The 2884-nt window shown below is 55.9% G+C and carries 3 protein-coding genes and 1 other RNA gene; all 4 read left to right on the top strand.

The genetic code is table 11. From position 1 onward, the window contains the following. Positions 1-233: 233 nt before the first annotated feature. The 4 genes from ffs (at position 234) to LKE08_RS27300 (ending at position 2714) form a co-directional block, all read left to right on the top strand. Positions 234-330: signal recognition particle sRNA small type (gene ffs / locus LKE08_RS27315), an RNA gene on the top strand. Positions 331-432: 102 nt separating this feature from the next. Then, positions 433-795 (top strand): phasin family protein, encoded by a 363-nt coding sequence (locus tag LKE08_RS27310; RefSeq protein ID WP_324707456.1) that lies wholly within the window; start codon positions 433-435, stop codon positions 793-795. A gap of 86 nt (positions 796-881) precedes the next feature. Continuing rightward, on the top strand, positions 882-1316 hold the full coding sequence (locus LKE08_RS27305) for a hypothetical protein (protein ID WP_324707455.1): 435 nt from the start codon (positions 882-884) through the stop codon (positions 1314-1316). Positions 1317-1325: 9 nt separating this feature from the next. Next, positions 1326-2714 carry a DNA phosphorothioation system restriction enzyme gene (locus LKE08_RS27300; protein ID WP_324707454.1) on the top strand — a complete coding sequence of 463 codons (1389 nt, stop codon included), beginning with the start codon at positions 1326-1328 and terminating at the stop codon, positions 2712-2714. The last annotated feature ends 170 nt before the right edge of the window (positions 2715-2884 follow it).

Here is a 2884-nt window from a genome sequence, read left to right as displayed (position 1 = left end):
ATCCGATCTGAATCCACAGGCAAGATGCCTGTGCTACGTTTTGAATTTTGCCTCATTTTAGCCGAAACGGTCTACTACTATTGCCTCATTTTAGCCGAAACGGTCTACTACGCGAAAGCACTGAACTCAATCTAACAGCTTGCACCTCCCGAATCTAACACTTCATCTCCCTCCGCCTCCTCCGCCCCCCAACTTGCACAATTCCCCCACCCCCGTGCTATAATCAACACCGTGGCCTGGACCCATGCGGTCAGAACGCCCAAACCTTGTCAGGACCGGAAGGTAGCAGCAATACGGGATGCTTCTGATAGGCGTGGTCTCCGGGTCACTCTTTTTTTGAGCGATCGCGCGATCGGACGGCGACACGACACCCGGTTTCTTCGTCTGAGTATAGAATTAATATTAAATTTAGACGCTGGAGAATCTATTGCCATGCCCGGTTTTGGAGATTTAGTCCAAAAAGCAGTGTATCTTGGAGTCGGTCTGGCCTCCTACGCCGGAGAGAAGGCGGGGACGAAGTTGGCCGAATTGCAGGTCGAAGCCCAAAAACTGGCGGATGAATTGGTCAAACGGGGCGAAATGACCACCGAAGAAGCCCGCCGCTTCGTCGATGACGCGATCCGGCAAGCCCAACAGCCCGGGGCAGAGGTTCCCCCGCCCCCCCAGTCGGCCGAACCCCGTCGCATCGAAATTTTGGACGACGAGGAAGAATCCGGGACGGACGAGGACGTTGACGAATTGCGCGATCGCGTCAAAGATCTGCAAGAAGAACTGCGCCGCCTGGAACGGGATTGATGCGGTGGTATACTAAGTATTGCTTCCCGCGATTCCCGATGCGGTCAACTCGTCGGTCATTTGAAGTAATTAGCCCCTAAACCCTGATGGAAGATTGGCCCAACGAATTCTTTAAAGGTATCGAAACGGCAGTTATCGAGGTAGAGAAATTTTTTACAGATGTGACAGAAGAATTTAACCACATGATGGACGACCTGACGCAGCTTTCGGAAGAATTTGCCGAGGAAGTCCAAAATAAAATTATCCCCGATCTCGATGAGTGTTTGAACGAAATTCTCGAACCGATCCTCGAGATCTACATGGATCTGGACATCGATGTAGAGGAGGAAGAGTTCGATCCCTTCGTCACCTACGTCCACCCCACCGCCACCCAAAACCCCGCCTGCCGGGGATGCAAGAACTATCACGGCCAGGTTTACGGCGGGAATTTGTTGGTGTGCGGGATGCACCCCTACGGAGTTGAGGAAGACTCCTGTCCCGACTGGGAATCCTATGGCGATGATGACGATAACCCTTTTTAGCCTCCAGCGGTGAATCTACCTGTCGTCGGCCCCTTACCGGGCGCCCCCACCCTCCCCAATAGCCTACACCTGCGGCCCTACCAACGTGAGGCGATCGCGGGGTGGTTCGCCAACCGGGGGCGGGGGATGTTGAAAATGGCGACGGGCAGCGGGAAAACGATTACGGCATTGGCGATCGCGACGGAATTGTACCAGAAAATCAACCTGCAGGTGCTCCTCGTCGTCTGTCCCTACCGCCACCTCGTCACCCAGTGGGGGCGGGAGGCGGAGAAATTCGGGCTCAAACCGATCCTCGCCTTTGAAAGCGTCCACAACTGGCAAAAACAGCTATCCACCGCCCTCTACACCCTGCGATCGGGCCACCTCCCCTTTCTCACCGTCATCACCACCAACGCCACCCTCATTTCCGAGGGCTTCCAATCCCAACTCCGCTACTTCCCCCCCAAAACCCTGATCGTCGGCGACGAAGCCCACAACTTGGGGGCCCCCCGCCTAGAAGCCTGCCTCCCCCGCAACATCGGTTTGCGTCTCGCCCTCTCCGCTACCCCAGAACGCCACTACGACGAGGAGGGGACTGATTCCCTGATCGACTATTTCGGACCGGTTTTGCAACCCGAACTCACCCTCGCCGAAGCCATCCGCCTGGGCGCCTTGGTTCACTATTTGTACTATCCGATTTTGGTGGAACTGACGGAAGCCGAAAGTCGAACCTATTCCCGCCTCACCACCCGCATCGGTTGGGCGTTGATGGAAAATGGGGAAGAAAATTGGGACAATAACGAGACGATCACTGCTTTATTAATACAGCGGGCGAGATTGATCGGGTCGGCGACAAACAAACTCAACGCCCTGCGAAGCGTGATGGCGGCTCGGTTGCACACCACCCACACCTTATTTTACTGCGGGGATGGAACGGTGGAAACGAGCGATCGCACCGCCCGCCAGGTGGAAGCCACCGTCGCCCTCCTGGGCTCGGAATTGGGTTATCGCGTCAACACCTACACCGCCGCCACTCCGATGCAGCAACGGGAACGCCTGCGACGCCAGTTTGAAGCCGGGGACCTTCAGGGACTCGTGGCGATTCGCTGTCTCGATGAGGGGGTGGACATTCCGGCGATTCGCAACGCCATCATCCTCGCCAGCAGCAGCAACCCCCGCCAGTTCATCCAGCGACGGGGGCGGGTGCTCAGGCCCCACCCCGGAAAGGAACGGGCGACGCTATTTGATATGATCGTCCTGCCGCCGGATTTGGGGCGGGATACCCTGGAGGTGGAGCGGAATTTGCTGCGGAAGGAGTTGCGGCGGTTTATGGAATTTGCCGATCTCGCCGACAATGCCGCGGAAGCCCGGATCAAGTTATTGCAGCTACAGAAACGATACGGGTTATTGGCGTTGTAATTGTCGGCTTTTTGGGTGGTATAATGGGATGAATTTTTTAAAAACCACAGAGGCACAGAGGACACAGAGGAGGGGAGGGTTGGTGGGATCAATCGCTTGGGAATCATTCCCAAGCTAATAGCACAAATCCTCTCGCATAGGATTGGGAGTTGCTATATCAACTGCCAACA

The organism is Lyngbya sp. CCY1209 (assembly GCF_035615495.1).
In the GTDB taxonomy this organism is placed as follows: Bacteria; Cyanobacteriota; Cyanobacteriia; order Cyanobacteriales; family Microcoleaceae; genus Limnospira.
This window is presented reverse-complemented; position numbering and strand designations above follow the sequence as displayed.

Excerpts from the sequence above, each read along its gene's own strand:
- LKE08_RS27310 (WP_324707456.1), top strand. The coding sequence starts at position 433 with ATGCCCGGTTTTGGAGATTTAGTCCAAAAAGCAGTGTATCTTGGAGTC.
- LKE08_RS27305 (WP_324707455.1), top strand. The coding sequence starts at position 882 with ATGGAAGATTGGCCCAACGAATTCTTTAAAGGTATCGAAACGGCAGTT.